The organism is Agromyces sp. NDB4Y10 (assembly GCF_001620055.1).
Taxonomy (GTDB): domain Bacteria; phylum Actinomycetota; class Actinomycetes; order Actinomycetales; family Microbacteriaceae; genus Agromyces; species Agromyces indicus.
In genome coordinates this window covers 1-25,923 of the sequence record NZ_LQGY01000006.1, presented here as the reverse complement: position 1 = coordinate 25,923, position 25,923 = coordinate 1, and the positions used below count along the sequence as shown (strand labels likewise).

The 25,923-nt window shown below is 73.7% G+C and carries 25 protein-coding genes and 1 pseudogene; 15 read left to right on the top strand and 11 right to left on the bottom strand.

Annotated elements, in window-relative coordinates; genetic code table 11:
- The first annotated feature begins 58 nt into the window (after positions 1 to 58).
- From purM to AVP42_RS02030, 4 genes are all read left to right on the top strand, one after another.
- Entirely contained in the window at positions 59 to 1,183 is a 1,125-nt protein-coding gene (gene purM / locus AVP42_RS02045) for a phosphoribosylformylglycinamidine cyclo-ligase (RefSeq protein WP_067945642.1), read from the top strand.
- Between the two features lie 2 nt (positions 1,184 to 1,185).
- Complete coding sequence (locus AVP42_RS02040; protein ID WP_067945640.1) at positions 1,186 to 1,950, top strand: LLM class flavin-dependent oxidoreductase; 765 nt, start codon at positions 1,186 to 1,188, stop codon at positions 1,948 to 1,950.
- Between the two features lie 81 nt (positions 1,951 to 2,031).
- Entirely contained in the window at positions 2,032 to 2,697 is a 666-nt protein-coding gene (locus AVP42_RS02035; RefSeq protein ID WP_197466926.1) for a hypothetical protein, read from the top strand.
- 149 nt (positions 2,698 to 2,846) lie between these two features.
- Entirely contained in the window at positions 2,847 to 3,623 is a 777-nt protein-coding gene (locus tag AVP42_RS02030) for a hypothetical protein (RefSeq protein WP_067945637.1), read from the top strand.
- Positions 3,624 to 3,660: 37 nt separating this feature from the next.
- Here the strand turns inward: AVP42_RS02030 and AVP42_RS02025 are convergent, their stop codons facing one another.
- On the bottom strand, positions 3,661 to 3,867 hold the full coding sequence (locus tag AVP42_RS02025; RefSeq protein ID WP_067945635.1) for a DUF3073 domain-containing protein: 207 nt from the start codon (positions 3,865 to 3,867) through the stop codon (positions 3,661 to 3,663).
- Positions 3,868 to 4,045: 178 nt separating this feature from the next.
- Between AVP42_RS02025 and AVP42_RS02020 the strand changes: the two genes are divergently transcribed.
- Positions 4,046 to 5,215 (top strand): NAD(P)-binding domain-containing protein, encoded by a 1,170-nt coding sequence (locus AVP42_RS02020; RefSeq protein ID WP_067945633.1) that lies wholly within the window; start codon positions 4,046 to 4,048, stop codon positions 5,213 to 5,215.
- On the opposite strand, the gene AVP42_RS02015 is transcribed toward AVP42_RS02020, so the two are convergent.
- The 3 genes from AVP42_RS02015 to AVP42_RS02005 all read right to left on the bottom strand — a co-directional run bounded on the left by AVP42_RS02015 (position 5,212) and on the right by AVP42_RS02005 (position 7,311).
- Positions 5,212 to 5,724, bottom strand: coding sequence for a GNAT family N-acetyltransferase (locus AVP42_RS02015; protein ID WP_067945631.1), 513 nt, complete (start codon positions 5,722 to 5,724; stop codon positions 5,212 to 5,214). The genes AVP42_RS02020 and AVP42_RS02015 overlap by 4 nt on opposite strands.
- A gap of 136 nt (positions 5,725 to 5,860) precedes the next feature.
- Positions 5,861 to 6,472, bottom strand: coding sequence for a PadR family transcriptional regulator (locus tag AVP42_RS02010; RefSeq protein ID WP_067945629.1), 612 nt, complete (start codon positions 6,470 to 6,472; stop codon positions 5,861 to 5,863).
- Positions 6,469 to 7,311, bottom strand: coding sequence for a DUF4097 family beta strand repeat-containing protein (locus tag AVP42_RS02005; RefSeq protein WP_067945627.1), 843 nt, complete (start codon positions 7,309 to 7,311; stop codon positions 6,469 to 6,471). The genes AVP42_RS02010 and AVP42_RS02005 overlap by 4 nt, the downstream gene beginning before the upstream one ends.
- A 205-nt stretch (positions 7,312 to 7,516) precedes the next feature.
- Here AVP42_RS02005 and AVP42_RS02000 point away from each other — a divergent pair, with 205 nt between their 5' ends.
- Positions 7,517 to 8,275 (top strand): MerR family transcriptional regulator, encoded by a 759-nt coding sequence (locus tag AVP42_RS02000; RefSeq protein WP_067945625.1) that lies wholly within the window; start codon positions 7,517 to 7,519, stop codon positions 8,273 to 8,275.
- A gap of 86 nt (positions 8,276 to 8,361) precedes the next feature.
- Here AVP42_RS02000 and AVP42_RS01995 read toward each other — a convergent pair whose 3' ends face one another.
- Together AVP42_RS01995 and AVP42_RS01990 are read right to left on the bottom strand one after the other, a co-directional pair.
- Entirely contained in the window at positions 8,362 to 8,619 is a 258-nt protein-coding gene (locus AVP42_RS01995; protein WP_067945623.1) for a hypothetical protein, read from the bottom strand.
- A 146-nt stretch (positions 8,620 to 8,765) separates the two neighbouring features.
- Positions 8,766 to 9,476, bottom strand: coding sequence for a YitT family protein (locus AVP42_RS01990; RefSeq protein ID WP_067945622.1), 711 nt, complete (start codon positions 9,474 to 9,476; stop codon positions 8,766 to 8,768).
- Between the two features lie 65 nt (positions 9,477 to 9,541).
- Between AVP42_RS01990 and AVP42_RS01985 the strand changes: the two genes are divergently transcribed.
- Positions 9,542 to 10,984: a PLP-dependent aminotransferase family protein gene (locus AVP42_RS01985; RefSeq protein ID WP_067945620.1), complete on the top strand. Its 1,443-nt coding sequence runs from the start codon at positions 9,542 to 9,544 to the stop codon at positions 10,982 to 10,984.
- Between the two features lie 95 nt (positions 10,985 to 11,079).
- Here AVP42_RS01985 and AVP42_RS01980 read toward each other — a convergent pair whose 3' ends face one another.
- Both AVP42_RS01980 and AVP42_RS01975 read right to left on the bottom strand, forming a co-directional pair.
- Positions 11,080 to 12,639 carry a hypothetical protein gene (locus AVP42_RS01980; RefSeq protein WP_067945618.1) on the bottom strand — a complete coding sequence of 520 codons (1,560 nt, stop codon included), beginning with the start codon at positions 12,637 to 12,639 and terminating at the stop codon, positions 11,080 to 11,082.
- Between the two features lie 89 nt (positions 12,640 to 12,728).
- Entirely contained in the window at positions 12,729 to 13,769 is a 1,041-nt protein-coding gene (locus AVP42_RS01975) for a hypothetical protein (RefSeq protein ID WP_067945616.1), read from the bottom strand.
- 128 nt (positions 13,770 to 13,897) lie between these two features.
- Between AVP42_RS01975 and AVP42_RS01970 the strand changes: the two genes are divergently transcribed.
- From AVP42_RS01970 to AVP42_RS01955, 4 genes are all read left to right on the top strand, one after another.
- Entirely contained in the window at positions 13,898 to 17,269 is a 3,372-nt protein-coding gene (locus tag AVP42_RS01970; protein ID WP_067945614.1) for an efflux RND transporter permease subunit, read from the top strand.
- 78 nt (positions 17,270 to 17,347) lie between these two features.
- On the top strand, positions 17,348 to 17,986 hold the full coding sequence (locus tag AVP42_RS01965; protein WP_067945612.1) for a DUF305 domain-containing protein: 639 nt from the start codon (positions 17,348 to 17,350) through the stop codon (positions 17,984 to 17,986).
- Positions 17,987 to 18,091: 105 nt separating this feature from the next.
- Positions 18,092 to 18,856, top strand: coding sequence for a GntR family transcriptional regulator (locus AVP42_RS01960; RefSeq protein WP_067945610.1), 765 nt, complete (start codon positions 18,092 to 18,094; stop codon positions 18,854 to 18,856).
- Positions 18,853 to 19,377 (top strand): HAD family hydrolase, encoded by a 525-nt coding sequence (locus AVP42_RS01955; RefSeq protein WP_067945608.1) that lies wholly within the window; start codon positions 18,853 to 18,855, stop codon positions 19,375 to 19,377. Before AVP42_RS01960 ends, AVP42_RS01955 begins: the two co-directional genes overlap by 4 nt.
- 4 nt (positions 19,378 to 19,381) lie before the next feature.
- On the opposite strand, the gene AVP42_RS01950 is transcribed toward AVP42_RS01955, so the two are convergent.
- Both AVP42_RS01950 and AVP42_RS01945 read right to left on the bottom strand, forming a co-directional pair.
- Positions 19,382 to 19,798 carry an MmcQ/YjbR family DNA-binding protein gene (locus AVP42_RS01950; RefSeq protein ID WP_067945606.1) on the bottom strand — a complete coding sequence of 139 codons (417 nt, stop codon included), beginning with the start codon at positions 19,796 to 19,798 and terminating at the stop codon, positions 19,382 to 19,384.
- Positions 19,799 to 19,843: 45 nt separating this feature from the next.
- Entirely contained in the window at positions 19,844 to 22,018 is a 2,175-nt protein-coding gene (locus AVP42_RS01945; RefSeq protein ID WP_082846920.1) for a copper-translocating P-type ATPase, read from the bottom strand.
- Positions 22,019 to 22,170: 152 nt separating this feature from the next.
- Here AVP42_RS01945 and AVP42_RS01940 point away from each other — a divergent pair, with 152 nt between their 5' ends.
- Positions 22,171 to 23,148: an arginase family protein gene (locus AVP42_RS01940; protein ID WP_067945604.1), complete on the top strand. Its 978-nt coding sequence runs from the start codon at positions 22,171 to 22,173 to the stop codon at positions 23,146 to 23,148.
- Positions 23,145 to 23,627 (top strand): histidine phosphatase family protein, encoded by a 483-nt coding sequence (locus AVP42_RS01935; protein WP_067945602.1) that lies wholly within the window; start codon positions 23,145 to 23,147, stop codon positions 23,625 to 23,627. Before AVP42_RS01940 ends, AVP42_RS01935 begins: the two co-directional genes overlap by 4 nt.
- Before the next feature lies 1 nt (position 23,628).
- Here AVP42_RS01935 and AVP42_RS01930 read toward each other — a convergent pair whose 3' ends face one another.
- Positions 23,629 to 24,339 (bottom strand): GNAT family N-acetyltransferase, encoded by a 711-nt coding sequence (locus AVP42_RS01930; RefSeq protein ID WP_082846919.1) that lies wholly within the window; start codon positions 24,337 to 24,339, stop codon positions 23,629 to 23,631.
- A 128-nt stretch (positions 24,340 to 24,467) separates the two neighbouring features.
- Here AVP42_RS01930 and AVP42_RS01925 point away from each other — a divergent pair, with 128 nt between their 5' ends.
- Both AVP42_RS01925 and AVP42_RS01920 read left to right on the top strand, forming a co-directional pair.
- A complete protein-coding gene (locus AVP42_RS01925; protein WP_067945600.1) occupies positions 24,468 to 25,598 on the top strand; it encodes a ThiF family adenylyltransferase in 1,131 nt (376 codons plus the stop codon).
- Positions 25,598 to 25,923, top strand: a pseudogene (locus AVP42_RS01920) (molybdopterin molybdenumtransferase MoeA); the annotation flags it as partial. The gene AVP42_RS01925 and the pseudogene AVP42_RS01920, both read left to right, overlap by 1 nt.

Sequence of the window (25,923 nt, the reverse complement as noted above, 5' to 3'; positions counted from 1 at the left end):
ACCGCCGGCCCCCGTCACCGGGCCCGGCGGCGCGCAGCCGCACGGGTAGCCTTGTCGCGTGAGCGCCAACTCGTCCTATGCCGCTGCCGGAGTCGACACCGCCGCCGGCGACCTCGCCGTCGAACTGATGAAGGAGGCGGTGGCGAAGACCCACGGGCCGAACGTGCTCGGCGGCGTGGGCGGGTTCGCGGGCCTGTACGACCTGTCGTTCGCGAAGGACTACCGCCGGCCGCTGCTCGCGACCTCGACCGACGGCGTCGGCACGAAGATCGCGATCGCGCAGGCGCTCGACCGCCACGACACCATCGGGCAGGACCTGGTGGGCATGGTCGTCGACGACATCGTCGTGGTCGGCGCGACGCCGCTGTTCATGACCGACTACATCGCCTGCGGCAAGGTCGTGCCCGACCGGATCGCGTCGATCGTCACGGGCATCGCCCGCGCGTGCGCCGAGACCGGCACGGCCCTCGTCGGCGGCGAGACCGCCGAGCACCCGGGACTCATGGGCGTCGACGACTACGACGTCGCGGGTGCGGCGGTCGGCGTGGTCGAGGCCGACCGCGCCCTCGGCGCCGAGCGCGTGGTCGACGGCGACGCGGTCATCGCGATCGAGTCGAGCGGCCTGCACTCGAATGGCTTCTCGCTGGTCCGCAGTATCCTCCGTCAGGCCGAGATCGGCTACGCGGATCGGTCCGATGACCTCGGCACGACCTGGGGCGAGGCGCTCCTCGAGCCCACCCGCCTCTACTCGGGGCCGCTCGTGAAGCTGCTCGCGCACGAGACGCTCGGGACGGCCGTGCACTCGCTCTCGCACGTGACGGGCGGCGGCATCGCGGCGAACCTCGCGCGCGTGCTCCCGCGCGGCTCATGGGTGGAGGTCGACCGCTCGACGTGGTCGCCCCAGCCGGTCTTCCGTGTGCTCAACGACCTCGCGGGCGCCACGCTCGAGTCCACCGAGGGCACCTGGAACCTCGGCATCGGCTTCTTCGCGGTGGTCGCGGCCGACGCCGCGGCATCCGTCATCGCCGAGCTCGACGCGCTGGGGCTGCCGTCGTGGCAGGTCGGGACCGTCGGGTTCGGCGACCGGCCGGGGGCCGCGGAGGGCGGGCCCGACGCTTGGGAGCAGGGCGCCAAGGGCGTCGACGGGGGCGCCGTGCGCCTCGTCGGGACCTACGCGAGCTGACCGTGCGCGCCGCGGTCTCGATCGGCCTCGCCGGCACCACCGACCACGACCTCCTGCGGGCGCTCGCCCCGCGGCTCGAGCGGCTCGGGTTCGACGGCGTCTGGCTGAACGACGTGCCCGGCGGCGACTCGCTCGCGGGGCTGCGGGCCGTCGCCGAGGTGACCGACCGACTGCGCCTCGCGACCGGCGTGATCCCGCTCGACCGCCAGCCCGCGGCGAGCCTCGACCTCGGCGGCCTGCCCGTCGAGCGCACGACCGTCGGCATCGGCTCGGGCGGCTCGCGGCATCCGCTCGGCGTGGTGGCCGACGGCATCGCCGAGCTCCGGGGTCGAACGGATGCCGCGATCGCGGTCGGCGCGCTCGGCCCCCGCATGCGACGGCTCGCCGCACGGCAGGCCGATGCGGTCGTCCTGAACTGGCTCACCCCGGCCGCCGCCGAGCAGGCGATGGCCGAGCTGCGACGCGATGCCGGGGATCGAGCCGACCGGGTGCGGGGCGTGCTGTACGTTCGCACGATCGCCGACGCGGCCGCCCGGGCGGCCCTCCGGCGCGAGGCCGATCGGTACGGTTCGTTCCCCTCGTACGCGGCGAACTTCGCGCGCCTCGGCGTGCAGCCCATGGACGCGACCATCGACCGCGGGGAGCGCCTGGCCGCGTACGACGTCGTCGACGAGGTCGTCCTGCGCGCGATCACCGCCGACGGGACGCTCGACGAGCTCGAGCGCTTCGCCGACGAGGCGGCGCGCTGGCGGACCTCGCTCGCCTGACCCGGTCCGGCGCCGGCGGGTGCCCCGCTGCGGGACCATCGGCCGTGTCCGCCTCGCGCGGGCCGCCGCTACCGTGGCCGCATGAGCCTCCGGTCCGAGACCCCGGCCCCCGCGGTCGCCGAGCGCGCGGGCACGCCGGTGCGCCTCGGCCGCTGGACGGCCCTCGTGGTCGCGGGCGAGGGCGTCGGCTTCCTCATCCCGGTGACCGGCTTCTGGATCGCCTCGGCGCTGGGCCTCGACGGCTGGGCCGCCTGGGGGCTGCTCGTGGTCGCAGGCGCGGGCGAGGGCGCGCTGCTCGGGCTCGGACAGTCGCTGGCGCTGCGGGGCACGCGCGCCGCGGTGCGGGTGGGGCGATGGGTGGCGGCGACGGCGGTCGCGGCATCCGTCGCCTGGTCGATCGGGATGCTGCCGCCCACCCTCGCCGACCTCGGCTCGCCGCTCGACTTCACCGCGCCCGCCACGTGGGTCGCGGTCGGCGCGGGCGGGCTGGTGCTGCTCGCGACGATCCCGGTGGCCCAGTGGCCGGTGCTCCGCGCCGCGGGCGTGCCGCGCGCCTGGCGGTGGGTGCCGCTCAACATGGCGGCCTGGCTGGTCGGGCTGGGGTTCACGTTCCTGCCGTCGCCGTTCATCGACGAGTCGACTCCGACGGCGCAGCTGTTCGCGTGGTTCGCGATGGGCGGGGTGCTCATGGCGCTCACCGTCGCGCTCGTCACCGGGTGGGGCCTGCGACGGATGACACGTCGCTGACCGGGCGACACGCGGGACCTTGTGCCTCGGGCCGCGCGCCGGACGGCCGGTACCGTGATCGCAATCGCCGTGGCGGATGCCGCGACCGCAGCCTCCGGCCGGCGACCGGCGGCGACGGGGCGCGCCGGATCCGATCGTGGGGGAAGGCGATGGGGGAGTCGATCGAGTCGGCCGAACGGGCCGGTGCCGACACCGCCGGCGCACCGGAGTCGCGCCCGCGCCGCCCCGGTCGAGCACGGACCGTCGCGGGCGCCGTCGCGCTCGTGCTGGCCGCGGCCGGCGCCACGGCGGTGGGCGTGCAGCTGCTGGGCGCCGACGACTCGCGCGACCTCGTCTCGTTGCAGTCGATCGACTTCGCCGACGAGCCCGATGGACCGGTCGCCTCGGACGACGGCTGGACCGCGGAGGTCGCCGGGTCGGTGCTCCGGCTGCGGGCCGTCGCCCCGGGCGCGATGCAGCCGTTCTGGACCGCCTCGCCCGCCACCGACGCGATGACGGTGTCGGCGACGCTCGACCTGCCCCCGGGCGTCGCCGGAGACGAGCTGTTCGTCGGCGGGATCACCGTGCTGGGGGAGTCCGGCGCCGGCTGGGGAGTCGCGTGCGGGTCCGACGGCGACGCGTACGTGCTCGCCGTGTGGGACGGCCGCAGCCAAGCCCTCGACCGGGTCGCGGACGCGGGCTGCGACGGTGAGCGGGTCAGCCTCGAGCTCGCCGCGGCGAGGTCGGGGGAGCGCACCGACACGATCGAGGTGCGACTTCCCGACGGCGGACGCGTGGTCCTGAAGCCCGGCGAGGTCCGCGGTCCGTTCACCGGGGCGGGATTCGTGATGGCCTCGGCGGACCGCACGCTGACGGTGCCCGGCCTCGACGTGCGCACCTACGAGGTGCGGGTCGAGCCGGCGCCGACGAACGGCGCAGGCTCGTAGGCGGCCGCCCTCGCGTCAGCGAGGGGATGCGGTGGGATCAGGAGGCCCGGTGCGTTCCGTCGTCGGCCACGAACGAGTCGTCGTCAGCTGCGTACTCGGCCCACTTCGACGCTTCGTCGTCGTAGTGGTCGTGGTTGGAAGCCGTGAGCTCGCGCTCGAGCGCGCTGTAGTCGGTCGCGGGGCTGAAGTACTTGAGCTCCCGCGCGACCTTGGTGTGCTTGGCTTTCTGACGGCCGCGCCCCATGCGTGACCCCCTTACGACGTCTGGCCGGGTGGGATGTACGTCACCCGGCTCTTCTGATAATGATCAATCCCGGCCGATAGTTTAGCACCGCCGGGACGCCCGGACGCCGTCCCCCGCGGCGCCCGCGGAGTTGCCTTCCTCGCCCGCGGTGAACGCGGGAACGTGCTGAGATAGACGGGTGGAATCGATCCCCGAGCGCGTGAAGGTGGCGGTGATCGGCGCCGGTCAGGCGGGCCTGTCGGTGGCGTTCTACCTGCGGCGATTCGAGCTCGTCGCCGACGAGGACTTCGTCATGCTCGACCGCGCGCCGGGGCCCGGCGGCGCCTGGCAGCACCGGTGGTCCTCGCTCCGGCTCGGCACCGCCCACAAGGTCAACGACCTGCCCGGCATGGCCGAGCTGGGCCTGAGCTTCGAGACCGCCGACCGGTCGCTGCCGGCCAAGGAGGTCGTCGCGGACTACTACGGGCGGTTCGAGCAGCACTACGACCTCCGCGTGCACCGGCCGATCGACGTGCGGCGCGTCGCGAACGACGGTGTCGACCTGCGCATCGAGTACGGCGACCTCGCGCCGCAGCCCGTGGAGGAGGAGAAGGCGCGCGGGTTCTTCGGGCGCCGGCGCAAGACGTTCCGCGAGCCCGAGCGGCCCGAGACGCCGGTCGGCGAACTGCGGACCCAGTTCCTCGTGAACGCGACGGGCACCTGGGGTTCGCCGTTCGTGCCGTACTACCCGGGCATGGGCGACTTCCGGGGCCGGCACGTGCACACCTCGGACTACGTGGACGCCGAGGCCTTCCGCGACCAGCACGTCGTGGTGGTCGGCGGCGGCACGTCGGCCATCGGGTTCATGCTCGAGCTCGAGGACGTCGCGGCCGAGCTGACCTGGGTCTCCCGTCGGCCGATCGACTGGCTGGACCGGCAGGAGCTCGACCTGGAGGGCGCGTCGGCTGCCGTGGCCAAGCAGGACGAGGCGGCGCGCGCGGGCCGCGCGCTGCCGTCGATCGTGAGCGGCACCGGTGTGCCGAAGAGCCGCCGCATCGCGGCCGGCATCGAGCGCGGGCTGCTCGTCGCCAAGCCCATGTTCGAGCACATCGAGGCCGACCGGGTCGTTTGGAGCGACGGGTCGTCGGCCCGTGCCGACGCCATCATCTGGGCCACCGGGTTCCGCCCGGAGCTGCGCCACCTCGCGCCGCTCAAGCTGCGCGAGAAGGCGGGCGGCGTCACCGTGGGCCAGGGGGCCTCGTGGAACGACCCGCGGGTGTTCCTCGCGGGCTACGGTCCGCAGGCGTCGACGATCGGCGCGAACCGCGCCGGGCGCATGATCGCCCGGCAGATCATGGCCATGATCTAGCGAGCGGTGGCGACGAGGTCGGCGACCCAGTCGTTCGCGTGCAGCACGCGCCCGTTCGCGACCTCGAAGGCGGCCTCACCCAGGAGCCGGAAGCCGGCCTTGCGGCACACCGCGTTCGACGCCGGGTTGTCGACGCGAGGGAAGGCATGGACCGGGAGTCGCTCGCCACGTTCGCGCGCCGTGTCGAGCATCGCCATGACCGCGGCCGGGGCGATCCCGCGACCGCGGTACGCCGCCTCGACCGACCACCCGGCCTCGAGAACCGGCCGGCCCTGCCACTCGCGGCGCCAGAAGCCGACGATGCCGACGCCCTCCGGGTGCTCCGGGATGACGATGCGGAACTGGTGCGCCGTGCCCTCGCGACCGAGGCGGAGGTAGCGCTGGTGCCGCGCACGCACCGCGGCGTCGGTCTCGGGGCCGCCGAGCTGGTCCATGAGCTCCGGCGTGTTCGCGCGGCGGAGCAGCTCGAGGTCGTCCTCGGACCAGGCGCGCAACGTGACGTCCGTCATGGGTTCCCAGTCAACCCGGCGCCGCCGACATCTGCTCGATCCGCCGCGAACGCAGGAGGACCCGCATCATGCCGCGACTCGGGAGCGGTCATGATGCGGGTCCCCTGCCCGGCCGATGGCGGCGGGCGCCGTGCGGTCAGCGCTGGGCGAGCTCCTGCAGCACCTCGGCGCGGACGTCGGCGAGGCGCGAGCGCAGCAGTGCGACGGTGTCGGCGTCGACCCGGCCCCGGTTGGCCTGGCTGCGCAGCTCGCGCCGGATCTGCTGCCGGAACTCGGTGATCGCGAGGTCGGCCTCGTGGACGGCGCGGGTGGCGTCCGCGCTCGGCTGCGGGGTCGGGTGCTCGGTGGACGCGGCCTTCTTCGCCTCGCGCGCGGCGTTGGCGAGTTCGGCGCGCAGCGTGCGCATCGCGGCATCCACCTCGGCTCGCACGCCCTGCGCGAGGCGGCGGACCGAGTCGGTCACGTCATCCTCGATCGCGTCGAGCTCGTGGCGGCGCGACTCGAGCTCGGCACGACCGGCGTCGGTGATCTCGTAGACCGACTTGCGACCGTCGGTGCGCTTGGAGACGAGCCCCTCCTCCTCGAGCTTCGCGAGCCGGGGGTAGATGGTGCCAGCGCTCGGCGAGTAGGTTCCGCCGAAGCGCTCGGACAGGGCCTGGATGAGCTCGTACCCGTGTCGCGGCTGCTCCTCGAGCAGCGCGAGCAGGTAGAGGCGCAGGTTGCCGTGGGCGAAGACGGGCGGCGTCATGCGGATGCCTCGCCCGTGTCGGCGGTGGCCCCCGCGGTCTGGCGGCGGATCACCGAGATGTTCCCGGAGACGCTGTTGGCGGCGAGGTCGAGCCAGGTGCCCTGCAGCTCGCCCGTGATGCGCTCGAAGCCCTTGCCGAGCATGCCGCGCATCTGGGTGTCGTCGAGCAGGAGCGAGCCGCTGACCGTGTTGACCCGGTAGCGGGCGCCGCTGCCGGCGTCGAAGCGCACGGTGAGGTCGCCCGACACGGTGTTCGTGTCGACGCGGCTCGGGGTTCCGCGCACGTCGAGGATCATGTCGCCCGAGACGGTGTCGGCCTTGAACGAGCCGACCTCGCCCGTGACGGTCACGTCACCCGAGACGGTGTGGGCGACGACGCGGCCGGTGTGGTCGCCGACCGAGACCTCGCCCGAGACGCTCGAGCACTCGATGTCGCCGGCGTGGTTGTCGATCACGAGGTCGCCGTTGACGGCGCTGAACTTGCCGTCGTTGTCGAAGCCCGACACGAGCGCGTCGCCCGAGACCACGCCGAGCTTCATCGCGACCGCGCGCGGCGCGAGGATCGAGATCTCGGCCTTCGCACTGCCTCGGAAGCCCTTGAAGACCTCGATGAAGTTGTCCCACCGCAGCTGCGGGTGGTCGATCTCGAGCGAGTCGCCGTCGATCTGGATCAGCAGGTCCTTGCCGGTGACGCTCGACACCTCGACGCGGGCGCCGGGCTCGTCGTGCGCGATGATGTCGACCTTGCCGCCGATGAGGCTGACCTTCAGCTTGCGGACGAGCTCGAGGTCGATGACCCGGGTCTCGCCGGGGTTCACGACCCACTTCTCGATGGCCATGCGGTGCTCCTTCGTTCCTGGGCGAGCGGATGCCGCTCCGCCGGCGCCCGACGGGCGCGTTTCGCGATATATCGCGTTGTTCGCAAGTCACGATATATCGCGTGTGCAGCGAGGTCAAGGGTCGGGCCGCGGCATCCGCTTGACCTTGACGCGGCGTCAACTTCTAGCATCGGGTGAAGCGGATGCCGGAGGAGAGGAGACGCGCATGGACTGGTCGATCCAGGAGGTCGCCCGGCTCGCGGGCACCACGAGCCGCACCCTGCGTCACTACGACGACATCGGGCTGCTCGAACCCGCGCGCATCGGATCCAATGGCTACCGCTACTACGACCGAGCCGCGCTCGTGCGGCTGCAGCGCATCCTGCTGCTGCGCGAGCTCGGGCTCGGCCTGCCGGCCATCGGGGAGGTGCTCGACGGGCAGCGCGACGAATCGCGTGCGCTCGCGGGGCACCTCGAGTGGCTGCGGCAGGAGCAGGACCGGCTGGCGCGACAGGTCGCGTCGGTCGAACGGACCATCGAGGCATTGGAGGGAGGTGAACAGATGATGGCGAAGGACATGTTCGACGGGTTCGACCACACGCAGTACCGCGACGAGGTCGAGCAGCGCTGGGGCGCGGAGGCGTACGCGCAGGGCGACCGCTGGTGGCGCGGCCTGCGCGACGACGAGCGGCAGGCGTGGAAGGAGCGCACCGCCGCACTCGGTCGCGACTGGATCGCCGCCGCCGAGTCGGGCGTCGCGCCCGACGGCGAGGAGGCCCAGGAGCTCGCCCGGCGTCACGTCGAGTGGCTGACCGGGGTGCCCGGCACGCCGGCCGCCCATCCGGGCGGCGACGTGAAGGGCTACGTCATCGGCCTCGGCGAGATGTACGTGGCCGACGACCGCTTCGCGGCCAACTACGGCGGCGAGGCGGGGGCCGCCTTCGTGCGCGACGCACTGCGCACGTTCGCCGAGGCGAACCTGTAGGCGGAGCCGCTGAGGCGAATCATCAGGCGGATGCCGCGGGAGCGCGCCCCGCGGCATCCGCGCGTCGCGCGGGCGAGCCGGCCGGCTCAGCCGTAGCAGTCCTCCTGGTGGACGAACCAGCCGCCGATGATGGAGCCGAAGCTGCCGAATCCGAAGCCCTTGATCTCGGCGACGCGGGCGGCGATCGCCCCTGGGCTCCCGGTGGCCTGCGGCTGGAAGACCACCCCGACGCACGACGCGTTGGGGTTCGGCCCGTTCTCGGCCGCGACGGCCGGTCCGGCGATGCCGATCGAGCCGATGACGGCGAGCCCGGCGGCTCCGATGATGATGGCGCGTGCGCGCATGTCGTGCCCCCTCCGGTGGGCCGCGCGGCTCGCACGGGTCTCGGCGAACCTGCCTCGCGGCGTCCTGGCTGCGACGCTATCCACTCGGGTCGGTGGTTGGCAGGTGGCGGATCCGCCACCTGCCGGCGACGGCGTCGTTCGGGAGCTCAGGCCTGCGCCGGCGACGGATCGGTGGCGGGGTCCGGGATGTCCCGGTCCCGGACCGCCGCCGGCTCCGTGGCATCCGTCGCCCGCCGCTTCACCGCGAACATCGGGATCGTGTAGCCGCACAGGGGCCCGATCAGGAGGGCGAACGCCAGCGTGCCGATGCCCACGTTGCCGCCGAGCAGGAAGCCCGTGACCAGGACGGTCACCTCGATGCCGGTGCGGACGACCCAGATGCGCCATCCGGTTCGGCGATGCAGGCCCGTCATGAGGCCGTCGCGGGGGCCGGGGCCGAAGTGCGCGCCGATGTAGAGGCCGGTCGCGACGGCGAGCACGACGATCCCGCCGAGCAGCATGACGATGCGCGCCCACAGGTCGAGGCCGGTCGGGATCATCCACAGCGACAGGTCGGCGAACGGGCCCACGAGCAGCGCGTTCATGACGGTGCCGAAGCCCGGCTGCTGGCGGATCGGGATCCACAGGAGCAGCACCACGCCGCTCGTGATGATGGTGATGAGGCCGAAGCCGAGGCCGGTCTGCTTGGCGATGCCCTGGGTGAGCACGTCCCACGGGGCCACGCCGAGTTCGCCGCGCACGATGAGTGCAATGCCGAGCCCGTAGAGGTACAGGCCGACGACGAGCTGCACCAGGCGGCGCGCGAAGACCGGCGCGGGGTCGGCGGTGCGGAGGCCGCGGAACGTGCGGAGCGACATGGTCACAATCCAATCCCCCGATTGGCCTTCCCGCAAAGAGCCAATTCGCCTATGGTGGCTTCACCATGGATGCCACCCTGAGCGCTCGCGCGCTCGACACCCTCCTCGGCGACTGGCGCTCGAGCGGCGGCAGCGCCTACCGCGCCCTCGCCGATCGCATCAGACTGCTGGTGCTCGACGGGCGGATCCCCGTCGGCACGCGGCTCCCCGCCGAGCGCGACCTCGCCGAGCGGCTGGGCCTCAGCCGCACGACCGTCACCGCGGCGTACCGCGAACTGCGCGAGCAGCACCTGCTGCACAGCGTGCGAGGCTCCGGCAGCGTGGCGCGGCTGCCCGGCGCGCCGGCGGTCCTGCCGGCACCGCCGGCCGCCGACTACGTCGACTTCTCGAAGGCGGCGCCGCCCGCGCTGCCCTGGCTCGCGGATGTCGCGCGCGAGGCCGTCGACGAGCTGCCCGCGCACCTCGGCGACCCCGGCTTCGACCCGATCGGCGTGCCCGCGCTGCGGGTCGCGATCGCCGACCGCTACACGGCGCGGGGCCTGCCGACGAGCCCCGAGCAGATCATGGTCACGATCGGCGCGCAGCACGCCATCGCGTTGCTGTCGCGGGCGCTCGTCGGGCGCGGTGACCGCGCGCTCATCGAAGCGCCCACCTACCCGCACGCGTACGAGGCGCTGCGCGGGTCCGGTGCCCGGCTGGTGCCGGTCGCCGTCGCCCCGCACGACGTCGGCCCGGAGGGATTCGGTCCGGTCGACGAGGCCGACGACCTCGTGCGCGCCATCCGTCACGCCAACCCGGTCGCGGCGTACCTCATGCCCGACTTCCAGAACCCGACGGGCCGATCGCTGAGCGCCGAGGCGCGGGAGCGCGTGCTCGACGCCGCAGCGCGCCAGGGCACCGTCGTCGTGGCCGATGAGACGACCGCCGAGCTCGACATCGACCGTGCCGAGCACCCGCTGCCGCTGGCCGCGTACGGCAACGCCGTCATGGTCGGCTCGGTCGGCAAGACGGTCTGGGGCGGCATCCGCGTGGGATGGATCCGCGCCGACCGGCCGCTGATCCGTCGCCTGCTCGCGGTGCGTTCGCCGGGCGACCTCGGCACGCCCATCCTCGAACAGCTCATCGTGGCGCGCCTGCTCGGACGGATGGACGACATCCTCGAGCTCCGCCGGGAGCAGTTGCGCGCCGGGCGGGAGCACCTCGAGTCCCTCCTCGCCGACGCGTTCCCCGGCTGGCACGTGCCGCACGTCGACGGCGGCATCGTCACCTGGGTCGGCCTCGGAGCCCCCGTCAGCTCCCAGCTCGCGCTCGCCGCCCGCACCGAAGGGCTCATCGTCGCTGCGGGGCCGAGGTTCGGCATCGACGGCGCCTTCGAGCGCTTCCTGCGGTTGCCGATCTGCTACCCGCCCGAGGTGACGGATGCCGCGGTGCAGGCGCTCGCGCGGGCGTGGGGCTCGCTCGCCCGCACGCCCGTGCCCGACCAGAGCGTGCTCGCCGCGGTCGTCTGACTCGCCCGGGTCGCACCGGGCGCCTCGCGGGCAGCCCGACGGCCGGGCAGGCGGCGGGTTCGCCGTACCTGCCCGGCCGAGGGCGTGTCACCCGATCAGTCCCGTGCCGCCGCCATGCGCCGGTAGCCCACGAGGAGCATGCCGGCGAGGACCAGCAGGAGCGCCGCGAGTCCGAGCCCGCCGGTCTCCGCGCCGGTGGACGCGAGGGCCGAGGGTGCGGTGGTCATGCCCGCCGCAACGGTGCCCGACGTCATGACGCTCGACGGCGCGGCGCCCGGAAGTGCGGCGCCACCCTCACCGGGCGTGCCGGGGGTTCCCGGAGTACCGGGGGTTCCAGGCGTACCGGGGGTTCCGGGGGTTCCAGGCGTGCCGGGGGTTCCCGGGGTGCCAGGGGTGCCGGGGGTTCCCGGCGTTCCCGGCGTTCCCGGGGTCACGTCCGTGCTCGAGCCGCCGGTCGACGAGTCGCCGATCACGGAGACGGCGTTGCCGCCGACCGTGATCGGGAGCGAGACGCCGGGCACGATCTGGGTGCCGCCGAGGATGGAGTCCTCACCGTTGGTGCCCGCGCCGTTGCCGGTGCCCGTGCCGGGCTGGACGGCGGTGTCGGCGCCCTCCGAGGAGGAGTCGCCGAGGACGGAGATGGCGTTGCCGCCGACGGTGACCGGCGCGGTGGCGCCGGGCACGATCTGGGTGCCGCCGAGGACCGAGTCCTCACCGTTGGTACCGGCGTCCGAGCCGGATCCGGTGCCCGCGCCGGGCTGGACCGCGGTGCCGGCGCCCTCCGAGGAGGAGTCGCCGAGGACGGAGATGGCGTTGCCGCCGACGGTGACCGGCGCGGTGGCGCCGGGCACGATCTGGGTGCCGCCGAGGACCGAGTCCTCACCGTTGGTGCCGGCGTCCGAGCCGGATCCGGTGCCCGCGCCGGGCTGGACCGCGGTGCCGGCGCCCTCCGAGGAGGAGTCGCCGAGGACGGAGATGGCGTTGCCGCCGACGGTGACCGGCGCGGTGGCGCCGGGCACGATCTGGGTGCCGCCGAGGACCGAGTCCTCACCGTTGGTGCCGGCGTCCGAGCCGGATCCGGTGCCCGTGCCGGTGGTGGTGCCGGTCTCGGCGCCCTCCGACGACGAGTCGCCGATCACGGAGATCGCGTTGCCGCCGACCGTGACGGGTGCCGCGACGTCGGCGACGCCCTGCGTTCCGCCGGCGGCAGAGCCATCACCGCTGGTGGTGGCATCCGTGCCGCCCGAACCGCCGCTCGACGAGGTCTCGGTGCTCGCACCGCTCGACGAGGAGTCGCCCGCGACCGAGACGGCGTTGCCGCTCACGGTCACCGGCGCGGCCACCTCGACGATCGCCTGGCTGCCGGACCCGACGCCGTCCTCACCGGAGGTCACGGCCACGGGCTGGGATCCGCCGGAGCCGGCGTCACCCGCGGATGCGCCCGTCGAGGCGTCCGACGACGTCGAGTCGCCGGCCACCGAGATCGCGTTGCCGCCGATGGTGACGGGCAGCTCGACGGCGATCCCGGCCTGCGTGCCGGAGGCGATGCCGTCCTCGCCGGTCGTCTCCGAGGCGTGGGCCACGCCCGCTCCGAGGAGCATGAGCCCCCCGGTGAAGAGGGTCGCGTACAGCGCCCTCGAAACGTATCGCTTCATGATTCCTACTCCTGAACTGGTTGGGTGTGCGCGCTGCCGGATGGCAGCGGCGACCGTCTTCCGCCGGCGGAGCGGCGGAACGGCACCCGTCAGTCAGGGGTGGTGTCGGTGTCGTAGATCGGCGACGACGGCAGCGCGTCGTCGACCGCGTGGAGCACCAGGGACGCCATGGCGTCGAGATCGTGGGCGGCCGAGGCCGCGTCGGAGCCGGCGATGCCGCCGGATCCTGCCGAACCGGAGGTCGAGCCGCCCGCGGGCGTGCCGGCGCCCAACGGCGCGTCGGCGGCGCCCCCGGCGAGACCGGGGGCCGGCGCGAGCGCGCCGAGCGGCGGTGCGGTGCCCGGCGGACCGGAGTCGGAGGTGAGGGCCGCCGCAGGAGTCGCCGAGTCGTCGCCCGGCGGTGCGCCGGACTGGGCGCCGACGCTCGACTCCGCAACGACGAGCACCGCACCGCCGGTCTCCACCGGGAGCGGCACGACGGCCTCCGTCGACCCGGGCGCGATGCCGAGGTCGGGAAGCGAGGGGAGCACGCCGCCGTCGGGCAGCGGGCCGAAGCGACCCACGACCGTGCCGAGCGCGTCGTCGACTCCGCCCGCGACCGGGCCCAGGAGCCCGTCGAGGGGGGCGTCGTCGAGCACCGGCCCGACGATCGGCAGCAGCCCGACCGTGGTGTCCAACGTGTCGACGAGCGAGCCGACCGGGCTCGAGCCCGCGACGTCGCCCACGGTTCCGGCGACCTCGGCGACCGTCTCGGAGGCCACGGCATCCACGTCGTCGACGGCGCCGGATGCGGCATCCGTCACCGTGTCGACGACGACCGGAACCGCCTCGACCACCGGTTGCGCGGGCGCCGGAGCGACCGGCTGGACGGCCTCGACGGTCGTGGTGACGGGCGCGGTGACCGAGGTGACGACCGGGTCGACCACCTCGTCGACCACGGTGTCGACGGTGCCGCCGACGGTGCCGACCACCGAGCCGACGGTTCCGAGGACCCCCTTGGGGTCCTCCTCGGCCGATGCGCTCGACGGGCCGGCGGCGAGGCTCACGACGACCCATGCGGCCGCGAGGCCCGAACCGAGGAGCGCGGCGCGCAGCAGTGGCGTGCGGTTCACCGCGATCGCCGTTCGCATGCGCCACCCCCTGGTCATACGTGATTCGGAGGTTACCGTCCATTCGGATGGGATTCCACCCCCTCCGGCGATGGAATCCCACTTTCGGAGGACTTCCGGGCCCCTCACCCGCTGCGAGAATCGACACCATGTCCCTGCTCGCGAAGCTCAGCATGCGAAACCGCGCCCTCATCGCGCTCGTCACGATCGTGGTCGCGATCTTCGGGGGCATCGCGCTCACGAACCTGAAGCAGGAACTGGCGCCGTCGATCCAGCTGCCGCAGCTCAGCATCATCACCGCGTACCCGGGGGCGTCGCCGGATGTCGTGAATGCCGACGTCTCCACGCCGATCGAGACGGCGATCCAGGGCATCAGCGGCCTCGACTCCACGTCGACGACGAGTTCGACGGGCGTCTCCCGCGTGGTCGCGAGCTTCACCTTCGGGACCGACCTCGCCTTCGCCGAGCAGAAGCTGCTCTCGGCGGTGAACCGGATCGCGCCGCAACTGCCCGACGACGTCGATCCGCAGGTCATCGCGTTCAGCTTCGACGACCTGCCCGTCACCGCCGTGGCCGTCACCGGGGCCGACGATCCGTCGACCCTCTCCGACGAGATCACCCGCACGACGCTGCCCGAGCTCCGCGACATCGACGGGGTGCGCGAGGCGACCCTCGTCGGCGACCAGGGACGACGGGTCGTCATCACGCCGGATCCCGCGGCGCTCGCGCAGTACGGGCTCACGACGCAGGCCATCCGCGACGCGCTCGCCCAGAGCGGCGTCCTCCTGCCCGCCGGCCAGATCACCGAGGGCGACTCGACGTTCGCGGTGCAGGCGGGCACGCGGCTCGGCAGCGTCGAGGAGGTCGCCGCGCTCCCGCTGCTCGGCGCGACCGAGCAGCAGCCGGCTCCGGAGTTCCCCGAGGGCGAAGGCGACGGCGCCTTCCCGGGCGTGGAGGGCGTCCCCGGCGTCGACGCCGACACGGGCACGGTCGCCGTGCCCGTCGCGTTGACCATCGGCGACGTGGCGTCCGTCGAGCTCACGGCCAACCCGCAGGCGAGCATCTCGCGCGTGAACGGCGCGCCCGCGCTCGCCATCTCGATCACCAAGCTGCCCTCGGCGAACACGGTCGAGGTCTCGAACGCGATCGCGGCGGCGTTGCCCGACCTGCAGGCCGCGCTCGACACCACCAATCCCGGCGCCGAGTTCACGGTCGTGTTCGACCAAGCGCCGTACATCGAACGCTCCATCGAGACGCTCGCGGTCGAGGGCACCCTCGGCCTCGTGTTCGCGGTCCTCGTGATCCTCGTGTTCCTGCTGTCGGTGCGGGCCACGCTCGTCACCGCGATCTCGATCCCGACGTCGGTGCTCATCACGTTCATCGGCCTCCAGGCGGCCGACTACACGCTGAACATCCTCACGCTCGGCGCGTTGACCATCTCCATCGGACGCGTCGTCGACGACTCGATCGTCGTCATCGAGAACATCAAGCGGCACTACGTCGCGGGCGTCGACAAGGCGTCGACGATCATCCACGCCGTCCGCGAGGTCGCGGGCGCGATCACGGCCTCCACGATCACGACCGTCGCGGTGTTCCTGCCGATCGCGCTCGTCGAGGGCGTCACGGGCGAGCTGTTCCGTCCGTTCTCGCTGACGGTCACCATCGCGCTGCTCGCGTCGCTGCTCGTGTCGCTCACGATCGTGCCGGTGCTCGCGTACTGGTTCCTCAAGCCGGCCAAGCCCGCCAAGGGCCAGACCGAAGCGGATGCCGCAGCCGCGGCCGCGTTCGTCGACGACGTGTGGCTCGCGCCCGAGCTCCGCGACGCCGACGGCGGCACCGGGCTGCGGCCGAAGGCCGGCGCGGCGGCGGCCGGCCCCGCGGCATCCGCTGCACCCCCGCGCGCCGGCGCGGTCGACGAGCTGGAGCACCCGTCGCGACTGCAGAAAGGCTACCTGCCGGTGCTCGGGTGGACCCTGCGGCACTCGGCCATCACGATCATCGCCGCGGTGTTCGTGCTCGCCGGGACCGTCGCGCTCGCGCCGTTCATGAAGACGAACTTCCTCGGCGACAGCGGCCAGAACACCTTCCGGGTGACCCAGGAGCTGCCGGTGGGCTCGAGTCTGGAATTCCTCGCCAGCGCGTCCGAGCCGGTCGAGGAGGCCATCCGCGGCGTCGAGGGCGTCGAGACCGTGCAGACCTCGATCGGCACGTCGACCGGCGGCGGGGCGCTCGCCGCGTTCGGCGGCAGCGGCAACACCATCGCCTACAACGTCACCACCGACGAGGGTGCCGACCAGGCCGCCCTGCAGGCCGAGGTGCGCGCCGAACTCGAGGAGCTCGACGACGTCGGCGAGATCACGCTCGCCGTGCAGAGCGGGTTCGGCGCCTCGAGCGACATCGAGGTCGACATCACCGCGTCGAACCAGGAGGACCTGCGGGACGCGACGCAGGCCGTGGTCGACGAGCTCGCGGGCCTCGATTCGCTCACCCAGGTCACCTCGAACCTCGAGGCGTCGCAGCCGTACATCGCGGTCTCGGTCGACCGCGCGGCGGCGGCCGAGGCGGGTTACTCGGAGGCGGCGCTCAGCGGCATCGTCTCGGCGTCGATGCAGCCGCAGGCGGCGGGGTCGATCGTGATCGAGGAGCAGACCCTCACCATCTACCTCGCGGCGGAGGAACCGCCGACGACGGTCGAGGCGCTCTCGGCCCTGCCGGTGCCGACGCCGACCGGCACGGTCCGGCTCGACTCGCTCGCGACCGTGGAGCAGGCCGAAGGTCCGGCCTCCGTGACGACCGTGAAGGGGCTGCGCAGCGCGACCGTCGCGGCCACGCCCGACGGCGACGACCTCGGCACCGCGAGCGCCGAGGTGCAGGCCGCGGTCGATGCGGTCGACCTGCCCGACGGCACCTCGGCGTCCATCGGCGGCGTCACGGCCGACCAGCAGGAGTCGTTCTCCCAGCTCGGACTCGCCCTCCTCGCCGCGATCCTCATCGTCTACATCGTCATGGTGGCCACGTTCCGGTCGCTGCTGCAGCCGCTGCTGCTGCTCGTCTCGGTGCCGTTCGCCGCGACGGGGGCGATCCTGCTGCAGGTCGTGACGGGGATCCCGCTCGGGGTCGCGTCGCTGGTCGGCGTGCTCATGCTCATCGGCATCGTGGTGACGAACGCGATCGTGCTCATCGACCTCGTGAACCAGTACCGCGACCGCGGCATGACCGTCCGCGACGCGCTGCTCCACGGCGCCTCGCGGCGACTGCGGCCGATCCTCATGACGGCGCTCGCGACGATCTTCGCGCTCATGCCGCTCGCGCTCGGCATCACGGGCAGCGGCGGGTTCATCTCGCAGCCGCTCGCGCTCGTCGTGATCGGCGGACTGCTGTCGTCGACGGTGCTCACGCTGCTCGTGCTGCCCGCGCTGTACGACCTCGTCGAGGGGTCCCGCGAGCGACGGCGCGCGCGGCGTGCGGCGCGACAGGCCGAGGCGACGGATGCCGCGGCATCCGTCGACGTGCGCCAGTAGCCCCGAGGTCTGTCGGGCCGGCGAGGCTCGCGAGGGAGTACCCTGAGGGGTATCGGACGCGACCTCGGAGGTTCCCTCATGCGCCAGTCCACCCGGTACTCGGCCCGCGCCGTGGGCGCCCGCCGCCTCGCCGCCGCCACGGCGGTCGCCCTCGCCCTCGGCCTCAGCGGCTGCGTCATCGCGACGAACGACCTCGACCGCGATCGGGACCGCGACGGCATGGGCGGCATGCCCGGCAGCTCGCAATCGGGCGACGACTTCTCGCGCGGTGACGTCATGTTCGCGCAGATGATGATCCCGCACCACGAACAGGCGATCGAGATGAGCGACCTGATCCTGGCCAAGGACGGTGTCGACCCGGCGGTGGTGGAACTCGCGGAGCAGATCAAGGCCGCCCAGGGGCCGGAGATCGAGCAGATGGAGGCCTGGCTCGAGGAATGGGGCATGCCGAGCATGATGGACGGCGGCCATGGCGCGCACGGCGGCATGGACGGCATGCTCACGGAGCAGGAGATGGACGAGATCGAGGCGGCCGACGGCGCCGACGGCGAGCGGTTGTTCCTCGAGGGCATGATCGAGCACCACGAAGGCGCCATCGACATGGCGGAGCAGCACCAGCAGACCGGGGAGAACGCCGAGGCGCTCGAGCTCTCGGCGTCGATCATCGAATCGCAGACCGGCGAGATCGAGCAGATGCGGGAACTGCTCGGCGACTGACGCCACCCGACCACGGCGCCGGGTCTCCGCGGGTTCACCGAACCTTCACCGGACGGTCGTGTCGCGCCCACCGCACGGGCCGGGCGGAGTCCGTACGTTCGATGCATGTCGACCGAGGTGCCGCTCCACGAACGCGTGCACGATGCGCTCCGCGAGCGCATCGGGCGCGGCACCTGGACGGCCGGGATGCGGCTGCCGAGCGAGGCGGCGCTGTGCCGCGAGTTCGGCACGTCGCGCGGGCCCGTCCGCCGGGCGCTGCTCGCGCTCCGCGAGGAGGGCTACATCGTCGGCGGTCGCGGTCGCGCGCCGGTCGTGGCCCGCGTGGTGCCCTCGCAGCCGTTCTCGACGTTCTCGTCGTTCACCGAGTGGGCGCGATCGATCGGGCGGACGCCGGGTCAGCGCACCATCGAGGCCGCGCGCAGGCCGGCCCCCTCGGCGGTGGCGGGAGTGCTCGGACTCGACGAGGGCGCGTCGGTGGTGCAGGTGGTGCGGGTCCGGTTGCTCGACGACGTGCCCACCATGGTCGAGCGCACGTCGTTCGCCCCCGACATCGGCGCCCTGCTCGCCGACATGGACGCCGACCGCGGTTCGCTGCACGCGCACCTCGTCGCGAAGGGCGTCGACCTCCGGCGGGCGCGGCACACGATCGACGCGGTCGCCGCCAACCCGCTGGATGCGGAGGCGCTCGAGGTGTGCGCGGGCAGTCCGCTGCTGCGCGAACGCCGCATCACCTTCGACACGGCACGGCGGCCGCTGTCGTACGCGGACGACCGGTACCGACCCGAGCTCGCGACCTTCACGATCGAGAACGAGGTCGACCGGCGCACGCCGCTGCGTCGATCCCATCCGGTCGAGGGGAGGCGCCGGTGATCACGCTCGCCGTCCTCGGCTTCGAGGGTGCCGCCATCCGGCGCCGGTCGACGGATGCCGCGGGCTTCCCGAACGCCCCCGAGCCGATCCGCGGCGTCGAGGCGACGCTCTTCGAGCTCCGGCGACGCGGTGTGCGGATCGCGCTCGTGTGCGAGGCGACCCGCTCGGTGGCCGAGGCGACCCTGGCCGCGCTGGGCTGGCGGGTCGGGGCGGCATCCGACGGGCTCGGCGTCGTCGACGCCGTGGTCTGCGCCGACGAGGTGGCCGTGGCGCCGCCCGCACCCTACGCCGTGCACCACGCCATGGAGCTCACCGGTACGTCCGACGTGCGGCAGGTGCTCGTCGCCGGCGACGGCTTGCCCGTGCTCGAGGCGGGCCGGGCCGCGGGTGCGGGCTGGGTCGTCGGCGTGCTCACGGGGGCGGCCCGCCGGGACGAGCTCGAGGCGGCGCCGCACGACGCGGTGCTCTCGTCGGTGAACGACCTGCTCGCCCTCGCGGTTCCGGCGGCTCCGGCCCGCTGAGGCGTCAGCTGCGCGGCAGGTCGGCCGCGCGTGCCGCCTCGGCGGCGTCGAACTCGCGTCGCAGGTACTTCGGCGCCTGCACGCGCCAGGCCTCGGTGACGAGCTCGCCGAGGTGGTCGGCATCGATCCGCGCCATCCGGAACGCCACCTTGGGCTCGCCCCACGAGGTCGTGGTGCGCAGGAACACCTCGGGCGCCATCTCGACGAGGGCCAGCGCATCGACCGGGTCGCCCACCTTGACGCCGACGACGAGCTCGGACGCGATGACCTGGCGCATGTCATCGGGGATGCTCGGCCACGGGTGGCATTCCCACGCGAAGAGACGACGCCGCACGAACCAGGCGGCGCCGCCCGTCGTCGCCCGCTCCTCGCTGCCGGGCAGGGCGCGGGCGATGCGGCGGACGTCGTCGAGGGTGGCCACGCCGTCGAGCCTATGGCGCACCCCCGACGACGGGAGGCGGCGGTGCTAGGCGCGCTCGAGCACCGCTCGAGCCGACGCCTCGGGGCGCAGGTCGAGCCGGCGCAGCAGCTGCGCGTTCGCGGCGACGATGATCGTCGACAGCGACATGAGGATCGCTCCCACCGACATCGGGAGCACGAACCCGATGGGGGCGAGCACGCCCGCCGCGAGGGGGACCGACACGAGGTTGTACCCGGCCGCCCACCACAGGTTCTGCTGCATCTTGCGGTACGACGCCCGCGAGAGCTCGATCACCGACAGCACCGAACGCGGGTCGCTCGACGCGAGGATGACGCCCGCCGAGGCGATCGCGACATCCGTGCCCGCCCCGATCGCGATGCCGACGTCGGCCTGCGCGAGGGCGGGAGCGTCGTTGACGCCGTCGCCGACCATCGCGACCGACAGGCCCTCCCGCTGCAGCTCCTGCACCTTCGCGGCCTTGTCCTCGGGGCGCACGCCCGCGAACACCCGGTCGATGCCGAGGTCGGCGGCGACGGTGCGCGCGACGGGCTCGGCGTCGCCCGTGATCATCACGACCTGGATGCCCAGCGCGTGCAGCGCGTCGACGGCCTCGCGCGACTCGGGACGCACCTCGTCGGCCAGGGCGAGGGCGCCCGCCACCTCGCCGTCGACGACCACGTGCAGCACGGTCGACCCGCGCTCGGCCCACGTGGCCGACTCGGGGAGCGCCTGCAGGCCCTCGCGGGCGAGCAGTCCGGGACCGCCCACGTGCACCTCGCGGCCGTCGACGCGCGCCGTCACGCCCACGGCGGCCGACGCCGCGAAGCCGGATGCCGCGCGAAGCCGCAGTCCACGGTGCTCGGCGTCGGCCACGACGGCCTTCGCGAGCGGGTGCTCCGAGTCGTGCTCCGCGGAGGCCGCGAGCGCGAGCACCTCGTCGAGGTCGTGGCCGGGGGCGGCCGCGGCATCCGTCACCGCGGGCTCGCCGCGGGTCAGCGTGCCGGTCTTGTCGAAGAGCACGGCGTCGACGGTGCGCATCGTCTCGAGCGCGAGCCGGTCGGTCACGAGGACCCCGCCGCGGGCCGCGCGCTCGGTCGCGATCTGCACGACGAGCGGGATGGCGAGCCCGAGCGCGTGGGGGCAGGCGATCACGAGCACGGTCACGGTGTGGATGACGCCCTCGTCGGGCAGTCCGACGAGCGCCCACGCCACCGCGGTGATCGCCGCCGCGACGAGCGCGAACCAGAACAGCCATCCCGCCGCGCGGTCGGCGAGGCGCTGGGCGCGCGAGCTGGAGGCCTGCGCCTCGGCGACGAGCCGCTGGATGCCGGCGAGCGCCGTGTCGTCGCCGACGGCCGCGACCCGCACGCGGATGGCGGTGTCGGTCGCGACCGTACCGGCCACGACGCGTTCGCCGGGCCCCCGACTCACGGTGCGCGACTCGCCGGTGATCATCGACTCGTCCATCGCCGCCGTGCCGTCGACGATGTCGCCGTCGGCGGGGACGCGGCCACCGGGCCGGACGATGACCACGTCGCCGAGCCGGAGCTCGGCGGGGGAGACGGTTTCGATGCCCGCGTCGGTGACTCGCTCGGCCTCGTCGGGCAGCAGGGCCGCGAGCGCGTCGAGCGCCGACGAGGTCGCGGCGAGCGACCGCATCTCGATCCAATGGCCGAGCAGCATGATCACGATGAGCAGTGCCAGCTCCCACCAGAAGTCGAGGTGGTGGGGGAAGAACCCGAGGCTCGCGCCGAGGGAGGCGACGTACGCGACCGTGATGGCCAGGCCGATGAGGAGCATCATGCCGGGCTTGCGGGCCCTCAGCTCCGACCATGCTCCCGTGAGGAACGGCGAGCCGCCCCAGAAGTACAGGACCGTGCCGAGCACCGGGGGGATCCACATGACGATGGGGGTGTCGGGCAGCTCGTAGCCGAGGAGGTCGGCGAACATGCCTGAGAAGGCGATGGTCGGGACGGCGATGACGAGCATGATCCAGAACAGTCGGCGGAACTGGCCGACGTGGTCGCCGTGCCCTGCGTGCCCGGCGTGCGAGCCGTGACCGGCGTGAGGATCGTGGCCGGCGTGCGCGTCGTGGTCCCCCTGCGGATCGTGGCCGGCGTGCGAGTCGTGACCGGCGTGGCTCTCGTGGTCGTCGCGCAGTGCGGCGGCGTCGACGCCGCCGTGACGGTCGTGTGCGGGGGTCTCGGGGTGCGTGTCCATGATGGCCTTCCCTGTTCTGCGAGGAACTATACCCCTAGGGGGTATCAACCACAACGTTTCCGACGCGCGGGCATTCCCGACCGTCCGGGATCGCGGACATCGGCCCTCGCGTGGCGGACGACGCGGGCTCCCGCGTTGCTACCGTCGAGGCCATGACCGAGACGGCGCTGTCGCACGATCCGCTCTGGCCGCGCGCGGGCGACTGGCCCGACTTCGACGCGATGGCCGCCGACGAGCACGCCGACCTCGCGGTGCTCGGCGTCCCCGCCTTCCGGACCTCGCTCTCGCCGACGGCCGCGCATGCCACCCCCGCCGCGATCCGTGCGGCGCTGCGTCGCTACAGTCCGGCCCTCGCGGCGGACCGATCGCGCGACCTCGGCTCCGACCGTCCCGCCGGCAGCGTCGACCTGGGCGACCTGCGCCTCGTCGACGCCGGTGACGTGGCCGATCCCGACGGCGAGGCCGGCGAGGCCGTCACCCGCGCCCGCGTGGCGCAGGTGCTCGGCCGGTCCGACGCGCTCATGGCGCTGGGCGGCGACAACTCGGTCACGGTCGCCACCGCGCTCGGCGCTTGGGGTTCCGACCTCGCCACGGCCGGCCTCGTCACGATCGATGCCCACCACGACCTCCGGGACGGCATCTCGAACGGCTCGCCCGTGCGCCGGCTCATCGAGGCCGGCCTCGATCCGAGCCGGATCGTCCAGATCGGCATCCAGGACTTCGCGAACTCCGCCGCGTACGGACGACGGGCCGAGGAGCTCGGCATCACGGTCGTGCACCGCGATGAACTGCACCACCGCGCGCACCCGTCGCTCGTCATGGCCGAGGCGCTCGAGATCGCCGGGGCGGGCGGCGGCCCGGTCCACCTCGACATCGACGTCGACGTCTGCGACCGCGCGGTCGCGCCGGCCTGCCCGGCGTCGGTCCCGGGCGGCCTGCAGGCGTGGGAGCTGCGGGCGCTCGCGCGTGCGGCGGGGCTCGACCGACGGGTGCGCAGCGCCGACCTCGTCGAGATCGACGCGACCACGGATGCCGCGGACGGCCGGACCGTGCGCCTGGCCGCGCTCTGCGTGCTCGAGTTCGCCGCGGGTCTCGCGGGCCGGGCGAGCGGTGGCAGACTCGGCGCATGAAGACCCTCGTGCTCGTCCGTCACGCGAAGTCCGCGTGGGCCGATCCGACGCTCGCCGACCACGACCGGCCGCTCAACGACCGCGGCCGGCGCGACGCTCCCGAGATGGGCCGACGGCTGAGGGAGCGCGGCACCAGCCCCGACACGATCCTCTCCAGCACGGCCGTGCGGGCGCGCACCACCGCCGAGGCGCTCGCGACCGCGCTCGCCGTCGACCCGGCCGCGGTCGTCCTCGACGAGCGGCTCTACGGCTCGTCGCCAGAGACGATCCTCGACATCGTGGCGGAACTCGACGACGGGCTCTCGACGGCGCTCGTGGTGGCGCACGACCCGGGCCTGTCGGACCTGGCGTTCCGGCTCTCGGCCGAGATCGAGCACATGCCGACGTGCGCCGTGGCGGAGTTCAAGTTCTCCGCCCGGTCGTGGGCCGAGCTCGCCGACGCCGATCCGGTCGAGATCCGCTTCGACACCCCGCGCTGACTCAGGCGGCCGGAGGGATCGTCTCGTCGCCGGTCGCGGCCTCGCCCGTCGCGGGGTCGCCGGCCGCCCGGTCGCCGCGCATCGCGCGGTACCGCTCGGCGGTGAGCACCGTCACGCGGTCGCCGTCGGTCTCGCCGGCCTCCTCGAAACCGAGTCGCACGGCGAGCAGGTGCGAGGCCTCGTTGCCCATCGTCATGATGGCGACGACGGTCGCGGCGTGCATGCGGTCGAACGCGAGCCCGAGCATCCCCTCGGCGGCCTCGCGGGCGAACCCGCGGCCCTGCCATTCGGGGCCGACGAGCCAGCCGATCTCGAGCCGTCGCGTCTCGGGTTCGAGCGAGCGCAGGTGCAGCGACACGTCGCCCACGAGGCGCCCGTCGTACTCGACGCCGAGCGCGAGGAAGTCGTTGAGCTGCTCGAGCCGGGTGTGGCGCGTGCGGTGCATGAGGTGCAGGTACGACTCGGCGCGCGTGCGCAGCGGCCATGAGAGATGCTCGATCACGGCCGGATCGGACTGCCACGCATACCACGTGGGCGCGTCGGCGAGCCGGTGCGGGCGCAGCAGGAGTCGTTCGGTCCGGATCACCGGAGCTCGCAGCGGATCGGCGATCCTGGGCCCGCGCATGAAGCGGGGCCGGCGGGGCAGCGCGGCCCGGACGAGGTCCCCGAAGCCGGCGTGGCGCTTCGGTGATCCGTCTTCCGTCCGGCTCATCGGCGGCCCCCTCGTGGTCGCATTGCCACTATTCTTCCGGAATCCAGCCTGTGAGAGCGCCTCAAGACGGACGGGTTGACAAGTTCCGTTCCGGTCCGGGGTGGTCCGCGGGCTGCGAGAATCGACGCATGCCGCCACTCGATCCCACCTCGCCGCGGTACGCCCGGCAGCGCGTCCTCCCCGGGTTCGGCGCGGCCGGGCAGCAGCGCCTGGCCGAGTCGCACGTGGTCGTGCTCGGCGCCGGCGGCCTCGGCAGCGCGGTCGTGCCCATACTCGTCGCGACCGGCGTGGGTCGCCTCACGATCGTCGACGACGACCGCGTCGATGAGACCAACCTGCACCGGCAGCTCCTGCACGAACCGGCCGACGTCGGGCGGCCCAAGGTCGACTCGGCGGCGGATGCCGCGGCGGCGCTCTCGCCCGACACGGAGGTCGTCGCCGTGCCGCACCGGTTCGACGACGAGCGCGCCGACGAACTGCTCGCGGGTGCGGACCTCGTGATCGACGGCACCGACGACCTCGGCACCCGCTACGTCGCCGACGCCGCGGCGGCCCGCGCCGGCATCCCGTTCGTGTGGGGTTCGGCGGCCCGGTTCGGCGGGCAGGTCGGCGTGTGCTGGGACGCGCGCGGCGTCTCGTACCGCGACCTCTTCCCCGAGCCCCCGGCCGACGCCGGGCTGAGCTGCGAGGTGGACGGCATCCTCCCGTCGGTGTGCACCGTCACCGGGGGCCTCATGGCGACCGAGGCGCTCAAGGTGCTGACGGGCATCGGCGAGCCGCTCCTCGGACGGGTCGCGGTCTACGACGCGCTCTCGGGCCGCACCCGGGAGATCGCGTATCGCCGCGATGCCGCAGCCGCCGCCTCCCACGGCAGCGCCCCAGGCCCCGCCCCGGGCGCCGTCGGTCGCGGAGGAACGGACGCGCCTCGCCCGAGGCCCGCGACGGCCGATGTCGATGCCCGATCCCTCGCTGCGGAGCTCGCCGACGGCGCGGCGCCCGTGCTCCTCGACGTCCGCGAGCCGTGGGAGGTCGAGATCGCCGCCATCGACGGGTCGGTGCTCATCCCGCTGGGCGAGCTCGGCGATCGGCTCGGCGAGCTCGACCCCGCGGCATCCGTCGTCGTGTACTGCCATCTCGGGGTGCGATCGGAGTACGCCGCCCGCATGCTCGCGGGCGCGGGCTTCGCCGACGTCCGCAACCTCACGGGCGGCATCGACGCCTGGTCGCGCACCGTCGACGAGGGCGTGGTGCGGTACTGATGGGCGAGCGGATGCCGGTCGAGGAGCACGCCCGCTTCGTGCGGTCGCTGCTCGCGCCCCTCGGCGCGCGCCCCTCGGAGGTCGTGGCGCTCGCCGACGCGCTGGGGCGGATCACGGCCTCGCCCGTGGAGTCGCCGCTCGACCTGCCGCCGTTCCGGAACTCGCAGATGGACGGGTTCGCGGTGCGCGCGGCCGACGTCGCCGCCGCGCCCGTGGTCCTCCCCGTCTCCGGCGAGGTCGCCGCGGCCCCCGGCGCGCCGGCGGCGCTCGCGGCGGGCACCGCCGTGCGGATCATGACGGGCGCGCCCGTGCCCGACGGCGCCGA